This window comes from Nonomuraea turcica (assembly GCF_030718205.1).
Lineage (GTDB): Bacteria > Actinomycetota > Actinomycetes > Streptosporangiales > Streptosporangiaceae > Nonomuraea.
Map to the genome: position 1 here is coordinate 957920 of NZ_JAUZQF010000001.1, position 13026 is coordinate 970945.

The 13026-nt window shown below is 70.2% G+C and carries 16 protein-coding genes; 6 read left to right on the top strand and 10 right to left on the bottom strand.

The genetic code is table 11. The features are described 5' to 3' along the window. Positions 1–42: 42 nt before the first annotated feature. The gene (locus Q9G87_RS05110; protein ID WP_305914985.1) at positions 43–951 is read left to right on the top strand and encodes an asparaginase; all 909 of its coding nucleotides are present in this window, start codon (positions 43–45) and stop codon (positions 949–951) included. 14 nt (positions 952–965) lie between these two features. Here Q9G87_RS05110 and Q9G87_RS05115 read toward each other — a convergent pair whose 3' ends face one another. Further along, positions 966–2573, bottom strand: a complete 1608-nt coding sequence (locus Q9G87_RS05115) for a DUF2207 domain-containing protein (RefSeq protein WP_305914986.1) — start codon at positions 2571–2573, stop codon at positions 966–968. 19 nt (positions 2574–2592) lie between these two features. Further along, positions 2593–3681 carry an FAD-dependent monooxygenase gene (locus Q9G87_RS05120; protein WP_305914987.1) on the bottom strand — a complete coding sequence of 363 codons (1089 nt, stop codon included), beginning with the start codon at positions 3679–3681 and terminating at the stop codon, positions 2593–2595. Positions 3682–3787: 106 nt separating this feature from the next. On the opposite strand from Q9G87_RS05120, the gene Q9G87_RS05125 reads away from it, so the two are divergent. Then, on the top strand, positions 3788–4696 hold the full coding sequence (locus Q9G87_RS05125; protein WP_305914988.1) for a GntR family transcriptional regulator: 909 nt from the start codon (positions 3788–3790) through the stop codon (positions 4694–4696). Between the two features lie 35 nt (positions 4697–4731). Here Q9G87_RS05125 and Q9G87_RS05130 read toward each other — a convergent pair whose 3' ends face one another. From Q9G87_RS05130 to Q9G87_RS05155, 6 genes are all read right to left on the bottom strand, one after another. Beyond that, the gene (locus Q9G87_RS05130; protein WP_305914989.1) at positions 4732–5466 is read right to left on the bottom strand and encodes an alanyl-tRNA editing protein; all 735 of its coding nucleotides are present in this window, start codon (positions 5464–5466) and stop codon (positions 4732–4734) included. A 16-nt stretch (positions 5467–5482) separates the two neighbouring features. Continuing rightward, positions 5483–5845 (bottom strand): DUF2516 family protein, encoded by a 363-nt coding sequence (locus Q9G87_RS05135; RefSeq protein ID WP_305914990.1) that lies wholly within the window; start codon positions 5843–5845, stop codon positions 5483–5485. Positions 5846–5966: 121 nt separating this feature from the next. Next, positions 5967–6398, bottom strand: a complete 432-nt coding sequence (locus tag Q9G87_RS05140) for a hypothetical protein (protein WP_305914991.1) — start codon at positions 6396–6398, stop codon at positions 5967–5969. A gap of 3 nt (positions 6399–6401) precedes the next feature. Next, positions 6402–6896: a helix-turn-helix domain-containing protein gene (locus Q9G87_RS05145; protein ID WP_305914992.1), complete on the bottom strand. Its 495-nt coding sequence runs from the start codon at positions 6894–6896 to the stop codon at positions 6402–6404. A gap of 61 nt (positions 6897–6957) precedes the next feature. Beyond that, positions 6958–7863: a M56 family metallopeptidase gene (locus Q9G87_RS05150; RefSeq protein ID WP_305914993.1), complete on the bottom strand. Its 906-nt coding sequence runs from the start codon at positions 7861–7863 to the stop codon at positions 6958–6960. After that, on the bottom strand, positions 7860–8216 hold the full coding sequence (locus Q9G87_RS05155) for a BlaI/MecI/CopY family transcriptional regulator (RefSeq protein ID WP_305914994.1): 357 nt from the start codon (positions 8214–8216) through the stop codon (positions 7860–7862). Before Q9G87_RS05155 ends, Q9G87_RS05150 begins: the two co-directional genes overlap by 4 nt. A gap of 54 nt (positions 8217–8270) precedes the next feature. Here Q9G87_RS05155 and Q9G87_RS05160 point away from each other — a divergent pair, with 54 nt between their 5' ends. Beyond that, positions 8271–8774, top strand: coding sequence for an O-acetyl-ADP-ribose deacetylase (locus tag Q9G87_RS05160; RefSeq protein WP_305914995.1), 504 nt, complete (start codon positions 8271–8273; stop codon positions 8772–8774). On the opposite strand, the gene Q9G87_RS05165 is transcribed toward Q9G87_RS05160, so the two are convergent. Further along, positions 8771–9565: a class I SAM-dependent methyltransferase gene (locus tag Q9G87_RS05165; protein ID WP_305914996.1), complete on the bottom strand. Its 795-nt coding sequence runs from the start codon at positions 9563–9565 to the stop codon at positions 8771–8773. The genes Q9G87_RS05160 and Q9G87_RS05165 overlap by 4 nt on opposite strands. Further along, complete coding sequence (locus tag Q9G87_RS05170) at positions 9562–10302, bottom strand: SDR family NAD(P)-dependent oxidoreductase (protein ID WP_305914997.1); 741 nt, start codon at positions 10300–10302, stop codon at positions 9562–9564. Before Q9G87_RS05170 ends, Q9G87_RS05165 begins: the two co-directional genes overlap by 4 nt. Before the next feature lie 173 nt (positions 10303–10475). On the opposite strand from Q9G87_RS05170, the gene mshA reads away from it, so the two are divergent. The 3 genes from mshA to Q9G87_RS05185 are packed head-to-tail and all read left to right on the top strand — an operon-like array spanning position 10476 to position 12972. Next, on the top strand, positions 10476–11714 hold the full coding sequence (gene mshA, locus Q9G87_RS05175) for a D-inositol-3-phosphate glycosyltransferase (protein ID WP_371825735.1): 1239 nt from the start codon (positions 10476–10478) through the stop codon (positions 11712–11714). An 11-nt stretch (positions 11715–11725) separates the two neighbouring features. Continuing rightward, complete coding sequence (locus tag Q9G87_RS05180; protein ID WP_305914999.1) at positions 11726–12205, top strand: type III secretion system chaperone family protein; 480 nt, start codon at positions 11726–11728, stop codon at positions 12203–12205. A gap of 23 nt (positions 12206–12228) precedes the next feature. Then, positions 12229–12972 (top strand): phosphoglyceromutase, encoded by a 744-nt coding sequence (locus Q9G87_RS05185; protein ID WP_305915000.1) that lies wholly within the window; start codon positions 12229–12231, stop codon positions 12970–12972. Positions 12973–13026: the final 54 nt, after the last annotated feature.

Here is a 13026-nt window from a genome sequence, read left to right on the forward strand (position 1 = left end):
AGGTGAAACCCTCCGTAGACTCATGCCGGAAGGGATGGGGAAATGTCGTTGATCGTGGAAGTTGTCCGGTCCGGGTTCGTGGAGTCCACGCATCAGGCTCGCATGCTGACCGTGGACGCGGAAGGCCGCCCGGTCGAGGCGCGAGGTGCGGTGCACGTGCCTGCCTCGCCACGGTCGTCGATGAAGCCGCTCCAGGCACTCGGCATGCTCCGCAGCGGGCTGCGGCTGGAGGACGAGCTGCTCGCGCTGGCCTGCGCCTCGCACTCGGGTGAGCCGTTCCACGTGGACGGCGCCAGGAAGATCCTGGCGGGGGCGGGGCTGGAGGAGTCGGCGCTGCGGTGCCCCGAGGACTACCCGTTCGACCGTACGGTCACCGAACGCGGCCGCGTCTTCATGAACTGCTCCGGCAAGCACTCCGCCATGCTCGCCACCTGCGTGCTCAACGACTGGCCGCTCGAGAGCTATCTGGAGCCCAAGCACCCGCTGCAGCGGGCGATCAGGGAGACCGTCGAGGATCTGACCGGGGAGCGGGTGGCGGCCTCGGGGGTGGACGGGTGCGGGGCGCCGCTGTTCTTCGTGTCGATGCTGGGCGTGACGAAGGCGTTCCGGGCGTTCCCCATGTCGTCGCCGGACTCGTACGAGCGCAAGATCTTCGACGCGATGCGCGCCTACCCGGAGTGGACGTCGGGGACCGGCCGACCCGAGGCCAAGCTCATGCGTGCGCTGCCCGGGCTCATGCTGAAGGCCGGGGCGGAGGCGTTCGACGCGTTCGTGTTCGAGGACGGGCGGGCGGGCACCGTGAAGATCGAGGACGGTTCGGCGCGCGCCCGCGTGCCCGTCACGGTGGCGGCGCTGCGCTCGCTGGGGCTGGACGCCCCCGAGCTGGCCGAGCTGGCCGCTCCGGCGGTGCTCGGCGGGGGCCACCCGGTCGGCGAGGTACGGCTCCGCTAGAGGGTACGGATCCGTTAGAGGGTGCGGAACTGACGGGTCGCGGAGATCGCGCCCGACGTGGTCGTGGTGAACGTCCGCATCGAGCCGGCGAACTTGGACAGGTCCCACTCCGCGGGCCCGTGATACCAGTAGAGGTTGTCGGCCTGGCTGCCGTTGCCGGTGACCGAGGCCACCACGCGCGACCAGTGCTCCACCCCATCGAAGATCACCGCATAGGGCAGGTAGCGGGAGAACAGCTCCACCCGGTGCTGCTCGGGCACGTTGCCCAGCTCGCCGGAGAACAGGTATTCACGGAACTTCATGGTGTGCGCCATCGCCGCCGAGCCCTTGGCGGTCTTGGCCGGCATGTACTGGCCGCCGACCGCCAGCGCACCGCCCGCGATGATCACGGCCAGGCCCAGCAGCCCGTACGTGGTGAACCAGGCCAGCGCCACGGTGGCCAGCAGGCCCACGCCGATCAGCACCACGCCGATCGTGGTCCACCTGGTGCGCTCGGTGTCCGGGCGGCGGGCGAACCAGCCCTGCTTGACCACGTCGGCGTACAGGGCGTCGCGGACCTTGCCCAGATGGGCCGCGAACGAGCCGGACAGCTGCGACAACAGCACCATGTCCCGGCCGTCGAAGATGGCGTCGTAGAGCGCCCGCTCGTACGGCAGGAGCGCGTTGACGGGTGCGCTCGGCAGCCTGACCAGCAACCAGTCGGGCGCGTCGTAGGTCTGGCGGGGCTGCTCGTCGATCCGCAGGTAACCGCGGACGGCGAGGTCGACGATCGTGGCGGTCACGTCGACCACGTCGGCCTGCTCGTCCACGAGCGTGCCGATCTGGCCGGGACGCACCCCGTCGGGCGGGGAGAAGTGCCCGTTTTGCACGGGATTGACGGCGCCCTGCTCGTGGCCGACGACCCGGGCGTCGCGGCCGCGCGTCCAGTAGAGCAGGCCGACGCCGCCGAGCAGCAGCACCAGCAGGCCCGCCAGGGCCCCGCCGGTGACGGCGTCCAGGGTGAACGCGGCGGCCAGCGAGAAACGTTTCTCCAGGATGGGGACGCCGCCGCTGGAGCCCTTCGGGTATCCCACGACGACGGTCAGGGCCTGGCCGGGCGCGATGTTCTCCTGCTCGAAGTCGGCGCGCGTAGCGGCGTGATCCATGGACGCGGCCGTGCACCCGATGGCCGAGGTCAGCTCGCCGGCGAAGCAGGACAGGTTCTGCACCTGGCCCGGGCCGTCGACCTTGACCGTGGCCTTGTCGACCTGCTGGTTCCAGCCGTTCACCGCGAACCAGCGCAGCTCCTCGACGCCGCCCGAGCTCGTCACCGCGCCCTTGACGTCGTACTCGACGGTCTGGCCGGTCACGGTGAGCACGTCGCCGGCGAGCGTGCCGCCCTTGACGTTCGAGATCTGGTAGAGGCGGTCGTAGCTGTCGTCGTACCGCGTCCTGGCGAGGAACGTGCGCTTCAGCCCGCCCGAGCCGCCGCTGATCTTCTCGACCACGTGCAGCGTGCCGTCCTTGCCCAGGGTCATCGTCACGTCGGTCGTGATCCCGGCCGCCGTTGCCATGGCGGGGGCGGCGGTCAACGTCAGAGCGGTGGCCCCGAGGGCGGCCATCGTGAGTCTGATACCCGTCATGGCGGCAAATCGTATCGGTTCAGTCCAAGACGATGCCGTTCGCGGCCAGTTGAACGCTCTCCTGCGCGGCCCCCTGGCCGGGGTTCTCGACGGCGAGCGCCTGGTTCTGCGCGACGAAAGGCCGCATCCGCTGCTCGTAGCGGTCGAACGCGGTGGCCGGGTCCGAGCCGAGCTCCTGCGCCAGCACGTACGCCCCGACCATGGCCAGGCTCGTGCCCTGCCCGGACAGCGGGGTGGCGCAGTAGCCCGCGTCGCCGACCAGCGTCACCCGGCCGGCCGACCAGCGGTCCATCTTCACCTGGGCCATGGCGTCGAAGTAGAAGTCGTCGGCCGCCCACATGGCCGCAAGCAGCTTCGGGACCTCCCAGCGCATCCCGGAGCAGTGCTCCTGGATCAGGCGCTTCTGCTGCTCCGCGTCACGGTGGTCGTAGTCGATCGGGCCCGCGCCGAACCCCAGGTTGACCCGCATCACGCCGGCGTCCCTGTCGCTGAAGACCGCGCCGCCGACGTCGCCCTCGCGAAACCAGGTCTGCCAGTGGTCCAGGCCGAGGAAGTTCGGGGCGGTGAAGATCGAGACGTACATCCCGAGGTGCTCCAGGAACCGCTCCTCCGGGCCGAACGCCAGCCGCCGCACGGTGGAGTGCAGTCCGTCGGCGCCGATCACGTAGTCGTAGCGAGCCTGCCTGCCGCTCTCGAACGTCACGTCCACGCCGTGGGCGTCCTGGGCGAGGGTGGCGATCGAGTCGCCGTACACGTAGTCGGCGTCGGCGGCCGAGATGACGAGCGCGGTCAGGTCGTCGCGCAGGATCTCGATATCGGGGCTGTCGAAGGCGCCGCCGCTGATCGTCCCCTCGGTGCTGCGCATGATCTCGTTGCCGTCGCCGTCCACCATGGACATGCCGCGCATGGTCGTACGGAGCGCTCTGGCCTGCTCCAGGATGCCCATACGGTCGGCCACGGTGAGCGCGGCGCCCCTGATGTCGATGGCCTGGCCGCCCTTGCGCGGCGCCGGGGCACGCTCGACGACCGTCACCTCGGCACCCTGTCGCCGCAGCCAGTAGGCCAGGACGGGACCGCCGACGCTCGCACCGGAAATGAGCACCTTCATGATCTGACTCCTCTTGTGGACGTTGTACGCAGAACTGAATGTACGTCGTACATACAGCAGTCAGCAACGGTATGCTGGGAAGATCTGTACTAGTACAGGAGGTCAGATGGACACTCCGCCCTACGCGCGGATCGCGGGCGACATCAAGCGGCGCGTCGCGGATGGCAGGCTCCGGCCCGGAGACCGGGTGCCGTCCACCAGGCAGCTCGCCAGGGACTGGGGGGTCGCGCTGGCCACCGCCGCCAAGGCGCTGGCGGTGCTGGCGCAGGAGGGCGTCGTGGTCGCCGAGCCCCGGGTGGGGACGGTCGTGGCGGAGCGGCGCGAGGGGCGGGCGGCCCGGCGTCCGGAAATTTCTGGATCTGAGGGGACGCGGGAGCGCATCGTACGGGCGGCCATCGAGCTCGCCGACGCCGAAGGGCTCCCCGACGTGACCATGCGGGCGATCGCCGACCGGCTCGGCATGGCCACCATGTCCCTCTACCGCCATGTCGGCAGCAAGGACGACCTGATCCTGCTGATGGTCGACGCCGCGATCGAAGACTTCCCGCTGCCCGCCGAGCGGCCGCCCGGCTGGTGGGCCGCGTTCGAGACGACCGCGCGCCTGCAGTGGGCCGCCTACCGGGCGCATCCGTGGATGGCCGGGATCACCTCGCTGTTCCGGCCGCTGCCCTCAGCAGGTCTGATCAAGCACACCGAGTGGGTCATGGCGGCGCTGGCGGGCACCCACCTGGACGCCACGACCAAGATGAACCTGCACATCCTGCTCTACAGCCACGTCCAGGGCATCGGCGCCAACCTCGAGCTGGAGCGCCGGGCACGGGCCGCCACTGGCCTCACCGACGAGGAGTGGCTGAGCGGGCAGGACGATCGGATGCGCGCGATCAGCCAGTCAGGCGGCTACCCCGCCTTCACCGAGCTCATGGCCGAGCTGGGTGACTTCGATCTCGACCTCGACCGGCTCTTCGAGTTCGGCCTCGGCCGGCTCCTCGACGGCTTCGCCAAGATGATCGGTTAGCCGCTGTTCGCGGCGGAGGAACGCGGGCGACGGCGCTAGTCGGAGATCTGGATGCGCAAGCGCCGGAAGCCGCGCCCCTTGCTCTCGATCTTGGCCACCTTGATGTGGCCGATCTGCTTGGTCGAGGCCACGTGGGTGCCGCCATCCGCCTGGGTGTCGAGGCCGACGATGTCGACGATGCGCACGTCCTGGACGGTCTCCGGCACCAGGTTGGTGGCCGTGCGGATGATGTCGGGGATGGCGAACGCCTCCGCGCGGGGCAGCACCTTCACGTCGATGCGCCGGTCGGCGACGATCTCGGCGTTGCAGGCGTCCTCCACGGCCTCCTTGAAGCCCGCAGGCACCTCGGGCAGGTTGAAGTCCATCCGGGCGCTGAGCTCGTCCATGTTGCCGCCCGTGACCAGACAGCCGTAGTCCCTGAACACCACCCCGCACAACACGTGCAGTCCGGAGTGCGTGCGCATCAGGGCCGAGCGGCGCGCGTCGGCCACCGCCCCCGTCACCACGGTGCCCACGGGCGGGATCGGGTCGCCCTCAGCTGGGATCAGGCAGAGATCGTCCCCTTTGCGCACCCCGACGACGCGCGTCTCCACGCCCTGCCAGATCAGCACGCCGTGGTCGGCCGGCTGGCCGCCGCCCCCGGGATAGAACGCCGACTTGTTGAGCACGATGCCCTCGGGGGTGGCGTCCAGCACGACGGCCTCGAAGTCCCGGAGGGTCTGGTCCGCCAGTTCCAGCCGGTGCGTACGTCCGTGGAGGTCGTAGGTCATGCAGAAAGCCTAGCCATCACCACGGGCCGTACGGGCCGCTGTTGCCCCGGCCCATGCCCTTGACGGCGGGCTTGACGTCGACGATGTAGACGGTGGCGGCGATGACGGCCAGGATCGAGAACAGCCCGAGGCCGATGCCGATGAACTGGACGGTGCCGACGGCCAGGAAGGCAAGGAGGTAGCTCCACGCACCCGCGCCGGAGAACAGCGTCGCCAGCGCCGTGATGAGCAGCCAAAGCTCCTTCTTCAGCTTGCCCGCCGAGATGAACGCGTTCTTCGGCACCCGCAGCGCGTGCACCAGTGCATAGACCGACATACCGAAGATGACGGCGGCGAGCACCAGGAAGAGAAGGTTGAAGACTCCGTTGATCAGATTCATGTTGTTGGCTCCGCCCAACGCCGCGATGAAATCGGCCCCAGCCTAATAGGCGGCCCGGTCAACCGGGCACCCCGAAGCGAAAAGGCCCGCTTCCACCGGGGATGCGGGCCTTGCCGTCATATCAGGCCTTCGTCGTGCGAGTCGTGCGAGTGGTGCGGGTCGTCGTGCGCGTCTTCTTGGCCGGCTCGGCGACGGGCGGCTGGGCGGCCTCCGACACCTCTTCCAGCTCGAGCGCGGCCTCGCCGGACGCCTTGCTGACGACCTTGCGGCCGCGCGTGGCGAAGTCCTCGTAGACCTCGGTGGCCCTGTGGCCCAGCTGGTCGGCGTATTCGCGGGCCTTCTCGGGCAGGTCTCTGGCGAAGCCCTCGGCCTTGTCGGCGTACGCGCGGGTGCGCTCGGGCAGCTCCGAGACCAGGTCATAGCGGCGGGACTGGAGCTTGCGCAGCTGCTCGGGCAGCTCGCGCAGCTTTTCCACGGCGTAGTCGCCGGCGCCGGCGACCGCGTAGAACGGCTTGGACTCGGTGAGCTTCTTGACCTCAGTGGCGAGCGTCATGGGTTAACCTTCCTTGGTTTCCTGGGTGACATTGCCGTTGCGTGAGGTCGCCGCATAGGGCTCAAGTGCGGCGAGAAACTCCTCGGGCAGCGGCTCATCGTCGTCCGGTCCGGAGTCGTGCCGAGGGTGAGCGTTCTGGGAGGTTTGCTCATCCTCGGCGCGCTTCTCTTTGCGGAACGACTCGTAAATGTCGATCAGCACCTGGCGTTGCCGCTCGGTGAGATTGGTGTCGGCCCTGATGGCAGAGATCACGTCGCTCGGCGGTTCGCGGTCCTCGATGAGGCCCGCCTGCACGTAGAGCGCCTGCGAGGAGATGCGCAGACCCTTGGCGATCTGGTTGAGGATCTCCGCGCTCGGCTTGCGCAGCCCGCGCTCGATCTGGCTGAGGTAGGGATTGGAGACCCCAGCCGCCTCGGCGAGCTGGCGCAGGGAGATCTTCGCCTGCTGCCGCTGCTCGCGGATGTATTCACCGATCGAGCCGACTTTGGGTAGTGCCATGGCTCTAGTCTGCCTCGCGGTGCTTGCAATTGCAAACACGGTGGTTAACAGGAGCAAGCAGTCAGAGCTGGATAATCCACAGGAACGGAGCAGCGGTGACCAATATCACAGAGAGCGTGATGTACCCGTAACGCACCGATACGGCCAGCTCGGGACCCGGCTTGACCAGGCGATCCACTCGCGCCATGACGTTGTGGGCGTGCAGGCCCAGCATGCCGTGCGGGGTCGGCATGGCCCCGGCCGTGCCGAACCTGAGCAGCGCCGTGGCCAGCCGGCGCGGCGAGCAGTAGCGCCGGGCGCGGTCGTCGGCGGCCATCTCGATGAGCAGCTCCACCTGCGCCTGCGCGTCGGCCACGACCTTCGACCAGGGCAGCGCCCTGCGCAGCGCGGCGAACGGCAGCAGCACCAGGTCGTGGCGCTCCCGTACGTGCGCGACCTCGTGCGCCAGCACGGCCGCCAGCTCGTCCTGCGACAGCAGCTTGCGCGCGCCTTCGCTGACCACGACCTGCGAACGCAGCCCCGGCACGCAGTAGGCCGCCGCGCTCGGGTGGTCGAGCACCCGCACCCCCGGCATGGCGGGGTCGTCATGGGCGATCAACGCGAGCAGCATGCGGTGCCGCCGCCGCGCCCGGAGGGCCTGCACCCCGGCCGTGAGCAGCACGGCGACCAGCACCGCGAGCGCGGTGATGCCCGCGATCATGGCCAGCACGTGCAGCGCGTCCCAGGGAGCGAGCGGCCTCTCGCCGCGCGCGAACGCGATGAGCCCGGGCAACACGCCCAGGCCATAGGGCTGGACCGCATACGCCAGCATGGCGCCGGTCGTGGCCAGGCCCCAGGCCACGCCCAGGGACTGCCAGAGAATGATGGCCAGCCGGGGCGCGCGTGAGGTCCACCGGGCCGTCGTGAAACGCCAGGAGCCGACCGCGCACGCCGTGGCGAGCGCTGCCAGCGCCGCTGCCGTGATCACTCTTCCTCCAGCTCCGTGAGGGCTCTGCGCAGGATCTCCGCCTCCGGTCCTGACACGGCCTGGGCGAAGCGGGTGAGGGCGGCCGAGCGGTCGCCCGTCAGGTCCAAGGCTTCCAGCATAAGCTCGGCGACGTATGCGTCACGGCTTTCCGCCGGCTGATATCTCCATGCGCGGCCGTCGCGCGTCCGCTCCAGGAATCCCTTGCGGGTAAGGCGGTCGAGCACGGTCATGACCGTCGTGGGGGCAAGGTCGCGGTCGGCAATGAGCCTGCCGACCTCGCGGGCGGTCAACGCCGTGTGCTCCGCCCAGAGGATGTCCATGATGCTGCGCTCGAGTTCGCCAAGACCCTTCACGCCCTTCAGGGTAGCTCTACAACCTGTCGAGCTGACATCCGGGATGCTGGTGAGATGGATATCACGCTGGTCCAGGGCGACATCACCGAGCAGCGGGTGGACGCCATCGTCAACGCCGCGAACTCCTCGCTCATGGGCGGCGGGGGCGTGGACGGCGCCATCCACCGCCGCGGCGGCCCGGAGATCCTTGAGGAGTGCAGGAAGCTGCGCGCCTCCCACTACGGCAAGGGATTGCCGACGGGGCAGGCCGTGGCGACCACGGCTGGGCGGCTCCCGGCACGGTGGGTGATCCACACGGTCGGTCCTGTCCATGCCAAGTCGGAGGACCGGTCGGAGTTGCTGGCCTCGTGCTACGTCGAGTCGCTGCGCGTGGCCGACGAGCTCGGGGCCAGGTCGGTGGCTTTTCCCGCGATCTCGACCGGCCTCTATGGCTGGCCCATGGACGACGCGGCCCGCATCGCGCTGGACGCGGTGCGGCAGGCGGACACGTCGGTCGAGGATGTCAGGTTCGTGCTGTTCGATCGCTCGGCGTACGACGTGTTCGAGTCGCGGCTCTAGCCGCGGGGGTCCACCGCCGACCAGGGCAGCGTCAGCTCGCCGAGCCGCCACCTGGCCGCACCGCCCAGCGGCGGCCGCGCGGGCACCGGCCAGGAGCCGGCCAGCACCTGCACGGCGGCCAGCCACCGCTGCCGCGCCCCATGCGCGCCATACGGCGCGCTGACCGCCCACGCGCGGTCGAAGTCGCGCAGGAACGTATGGATCCGCTCACCGGGGACGTTTCGGTGAATGAGCGTCTTCGGCAGCCGGTCGGCCAGGTCGGAGGGCCGTTCGAAGGCGTCGAACCGGGCCGAGAACGTGATCGTCTCGGGCCCCCGGGACGACAGTCCCACCCACACCGCCCGCCGCCCGTTCTCCGACGACGTCCCCTCGACCAGCACGCCGTACGGGGCCAGCCGGCCGCGCAGCACGTCCCAGTAGTGCCAGGCCTCCGCCTCGGAGTATTGGCGTAGCACGTTGAACGCCCGGACCAGAACCGGTGGCCGGGACACGGGCAGCTCGAAGCCGCCGAGCCGGAAGCTCAGCCCCTCCCGCTCGTACGGCTTCGCCAGCGCAACCCTGGCAGGGTCGATCTCGATCCCCACCACCTCGACCCCGGGCGAGACCCGGCGCAGCCGGGTGAACAGCTCCAGCGTCGTGGCATGCGAGGCCCCGTAGCCCAGGTCCACCACCAGCGGCCGATCGACCGCTCGCAGCCGCCGCCCGTGCACCACCGCGATCCAGCGATCGCAGCGCCGCAGCCGGTTGTGGGCGGTCGTCCCCCTGGTGACGGCGCCGACGGGCTTGCTCACGTGACGCGGTGCACCCGGTGCTGGGCCGCCTGGGCGCGGGGACGGATGATCAGGCGGTCGATGTTCACGTGGGACGGCCTGGTCACGCACCACGCGATGGCGTCGGCCACGTCGTCCGAGCTCAGCGGGTCCGGCACGCCCTGGTAGACGCGGGCCGCGGCCTCCTCGTCCCCGCGGAACCTGGTGACCGCGAAGCCCTCGCTCTTCACCATGCCCGGCGCGATCTCCACGACCCGCACCGGCTGCCCGACCAGCTCCAGGCGCAGCGTCTCGGTCATCGACGTCTGGGCGTGCTTCGCCGCGCAGTAGCCGCCCCCGCCCTCGTACGACACCAGACCCGCCGTCGAGGTCAGCATCACCAGCACGCCGTCGCCCGACTCGATGAGTTTGGGCACGAAGGCCTGGGTCATGCGCAGCGAGCCGAGCACGTTGACGTCGTACATCTGCTGCCAGTCCTCCAGCCGCCCGCCCGCGACCGGCTCCAGCCCGAGCGCGCCGCCGGCGTTGTTGACCAGCACGTCGCAGCGATCGAGCGAGGCCGCCAGCGCGTCCACCGACTCCTGCGAGGTCACGTCGAGCGTCACCGCCCTGATCAGCGGCTCTTCCCCGGCCAGCTTGTCCAGGCGCTCGCGCCGCCGCGCGCCCGCCACCACCTCATAGCCCTCGGCGGCGAGCCGGCGGGCCGTCGCCTCGCCGATTCCGCTGCTCGCCCCGGTCACCACAGCCGTTTTCCGCATGGACCTCATCCTGCCAGCCCCCGCCCGGCTCGCCCTCGCAGCGGGGCATCTCTCACCACTCGTCGACCCACTATGACCGTCTGTCGGGAATGTCGGAAAAATTTCCATGGTTGTAACGCTCTTGGAGGTGGTGTCGAGTGAGGCGACGGGTCAGCCGGGTCGCGACCATCAGCATGCACACATCGCCCTTGGACCAGCCCGGAACGGGCGACGCCGGGGGCATGAACGTGTACATCGTCGAATCCGCCAAGCTGCTGGCGCAGCTGGGCGTGGAAGTGGAGATCTTCACCCGGGCGACCGCGCGCGACCTGCCACCTGTGGCCGAGCTCGCCCCCGGCGTCCTCGTCAGGCACCTGACCGCCGGGCCGTACGAGGAGATGGACCGCGCCGACCTGCCCGGGCAGCTGTGCGCCTTCCTGTCGGAGGTGCTGCGCACCGAGGCCATGTACGACCCCGGCCGCTACGACGTTATCCACTCCCACTACTGGCTGTCCGGCCAGGTCGGCTGGCTGGCCAAGGAACGCTGGGGCGTGCCGCTCGTGCACACCATGCACACCATGGCCAAGGTCAAGAACCTTCTGCTCGCCGCCGACGACAAGCCGGAGCCGCAGGCCCGCGTGGTCGGCGAGGAACAGGTCGTGGAGATCGCCGACCGCCTCGTGGCCAACACCGCCGACGAGGCCCAGGAGCTGATCGACCTGTACGGGGCCGCGGAGGATCGCGTCGCCGTCGTCAACCCCGGCGTCAACCTCACCGTCTTCCGCCCCGGCTCGCAGGCCGCCGCCAGGGACCGGCTCGGCCTGCCGCTGGGCGCGCACGTGTTGCTGTTCGTGGGCCGCATCCAGCCGCTCAAGGCCCCCGACGTGCTGCTGCGCGCCGCCTCCAGGATGCTCATCGAGGACCCGTCGCTGCGGGAGCGCCTGGTGATCGCCTGCGTCGGCGGCCCGTCGGGCAACGGCCTGGCCCGGCCGTCCATCCTCACCGAGCTGGCCACCGAGCTGGGCATCTCCGACGTCGTACGCCTCGTGCCCCCGGCCGCCCAGCACGAGCTGGCCGACTGGTACCGGGCGGCCTCCGTCACCGTCGTGCCCTCCTACAGCGAGTCGTTCGGCCTCGTCGCGCTGGAGTCCCAGGCCTGCGGCACACCCGTGGCCGCGGCCGCCGTCGGCGGCCTGCGCACCGCCGTCAGGGACGGCGTCTCCGGCCTGCTCGTGGACGGCCACGACCCCGCCGAATGGGCCCAGGCCCTCCGCAGCTTCGTCACCGCCCCGCACTGGCGCGACCAGCTCTCGCGCGGCGCGCGCACCCACGCCGCCGCCTTCGGCTGGCAGGCCACCGCGTCGCGGCTGGTGGAGGTGTACGCGGGCGCCATCGCGAACCTGCACAAGACGCCTGTGGCCGTCAATCTGTAGCGTGCACTTCTATGCGCGATGTCGTCGAAGCCGCGCTCAAGGCCGCGGACGTCTCCTATGACGAGCCGCGGCCGGGGGCGTTCCTCGTCAAACTCCCGGGCCAGCACAAGCTCGCCACCATGACCTGGCTGATCGTGGGGGAGCGGGTGCTCCACGTGGAGGCGTTCTTCTGCCGCCAGCCCGACGAGAACCACGCCGAGTTCTACCGCTGGCTGCTGGAGAAGAACGGCTCCATGTACGGGGTGCACTTCTCGCTCGACCCCGTCGGTGACGTCTACCTCGTGGGCAGGGTGCCGCTGTCCGCCGTCAGCGAGGAGGAGGTGGACCGGCTGCTCGGCTGCGTGCTGACGTACTCCGACGACTGGTTCGACCGGGCGCTGGAGCTGGGTTTCGCCTCCTCGATCAGGCGGGAGTGGGCGTGGCGGGCCAAGCGGGGCGAGTCGCTGGCCAACCTGCAGGCGTTCGCCCGCTTCGCCGACCCCGACCGCTGAGCCGAATCCGTAGGATTGGGCGCATGGCGACTTTGGTGCTGCTACGGCACGGCGAGAGTGACTGGAACGCTAAGGGGCTGTTCACCGGTTGGGTGGATGTGAGCCTCTCGGCCAAGGGCGAGGACGAGGCCCGCCGCGGCGGCAAGCTCCTCCTGGAGGCGGGGCTGCGCCCGGACATCGTCCACACCAGCCTCCTGACCAGGGCGATCCAGACGGCCCAGCTGGCGCAGGCGGAGGCCGACCTGCTCTGGCTGCCGGTCAAGCGCAGCTGGCGGCTCAACGAGCGCCACTACGGTGCGCTGCAGGGCAAGAACAAGGCGCAGACCCGCGAGGAGTTCGGGGACGAGCAGTTCATGTTGTGGCGCCGTTCGTATGACGTGCCGCCGCCCCCGATCGCCGACGACGACGAATACTCCCAGGCCGGCGACCCCCGCTACGCCCTCCTGCCGCCGGAGCTCAGGCCGCGGACGGAGTGCCTGAAGGACGTGGTCGACCGCATGTTGCCGTACTGGTACGACGAGATCGTGCCGGACCTGGCGGCGGGGCGGACCGTCCTGGTGGCGGCGCACGGCAACTCGCTGCGCGCCCTGGTCAAGCACCTGGACGACATCAGCGACGAGGACATCGCCGGGCTCAACATCCCGACGGGGATCCCGCTGCTCTACGAGCTGGACGCCGAGTTCCGGCCGCTGCGGCGCGGCGGCGAATACCTGGACGCGGAGGCCGCCAAGGCCGCCATCGAGGCCGTGGCCAACCAGGGCCGTTGAAGGTAGTCGCGGCTTCGGCGGCGTGCCCGCGGACCGGGCCGCCGCCGAAGCCGT

Bases quoted from the DNA above. Each gene is read 5' to 3' on its own strand.
- Q9G87_RS05110 (WP_305914985.1), top strand. From the start codon at position 43: ATGTCGTTGATCGTGGAAGTTGTCCGGTCCGGGTTCGTGGAGTCCACG.
- Q9G87_RS05115 (WP_305914986.1), bottom strand. From the start codon at position 2,573: ATGACGGGTATCAGACTCACGATGGCCGCCCTCGGGGCCACCGCTCTG.
- Q9G87_RS05120 (WP_305914987.1), bottom strand. From the start codon at position 3,681: ATGAAGGTGCTCATTTCCGGTGCGAGCGTCGGCGGTCCCGTCCTGGCC.
- Q9G87_RS05125 (WP_305914988.1), top strand. From the start codon at position 3,788: ATGGACACTCCGCCCTACGCGCGGATCGCGGGCGACATCAAGCGGCGC.
- Q9G87_RS05130 (WP_305914989.1), bottom strand. From the start codon at position 5,466: ATGACCTACGACCTCCACGGACGTACGCACCGGCTGGAACTGGCGGAC.
- Q9G87_RS05135 (WP_305914990.1), bottom strand. From the start codon at position 5,845: ATGAATCTGATCAACGGAGTCTTCAACCTTCTCTTCCTGGTGCTCGCC.
- Q9G87_RS05140 (WP_305914991.1), bottom strand. From the start codon at position 6,398: ATGACGCTCGCCACTGAGGTCAAGAAGCTCACCGAGTCCAAGCCGTTC.
- Q9G87_RS05145 (WP_305914992.1), bottom strand. From the start codon at position 6,896: ATGGCACTACCCAAAGTCGGCTCGATCGGTGAATACATCCGCGAGCAG.
- Q9G87_RS05160 (WP_305914995.1), top strand. From the start codon at position 8,271: ATGGATATCACGCTGGTCCAGGGCGACATCACCGAGCAGCGGGTGGAC.
- Q9G87_RS05170 (WP_305914997.1), bottom strand. From the start codon at position 10,302: ATGCGGAAAACGGCTGTGGTGACCGGGGCGAGCAGCGGAATCGGCGAG.
- mshA (WP_371825735.1), top strand. From the start codon at position 10,476: ATGCACACATCGCCCTTGGACCAGCCCGGAACGGGCGACGCCGGGGGC.
- Q9G87_RS05180 (WP_305914999.1), top strand. From the start codon at position 11,726: ATGCGCGATGTCGTCGAAGCCGCGCTCAAGGCCGCGGACGTCTCCTAT.
- Q9G87_RS05185 (WP_305915000.1), top strand. From the start codon at position 12,229: ATGGCGACTTTGGTGCTGCTACGGCACGGCGAGAGTGACTGGAACGCT.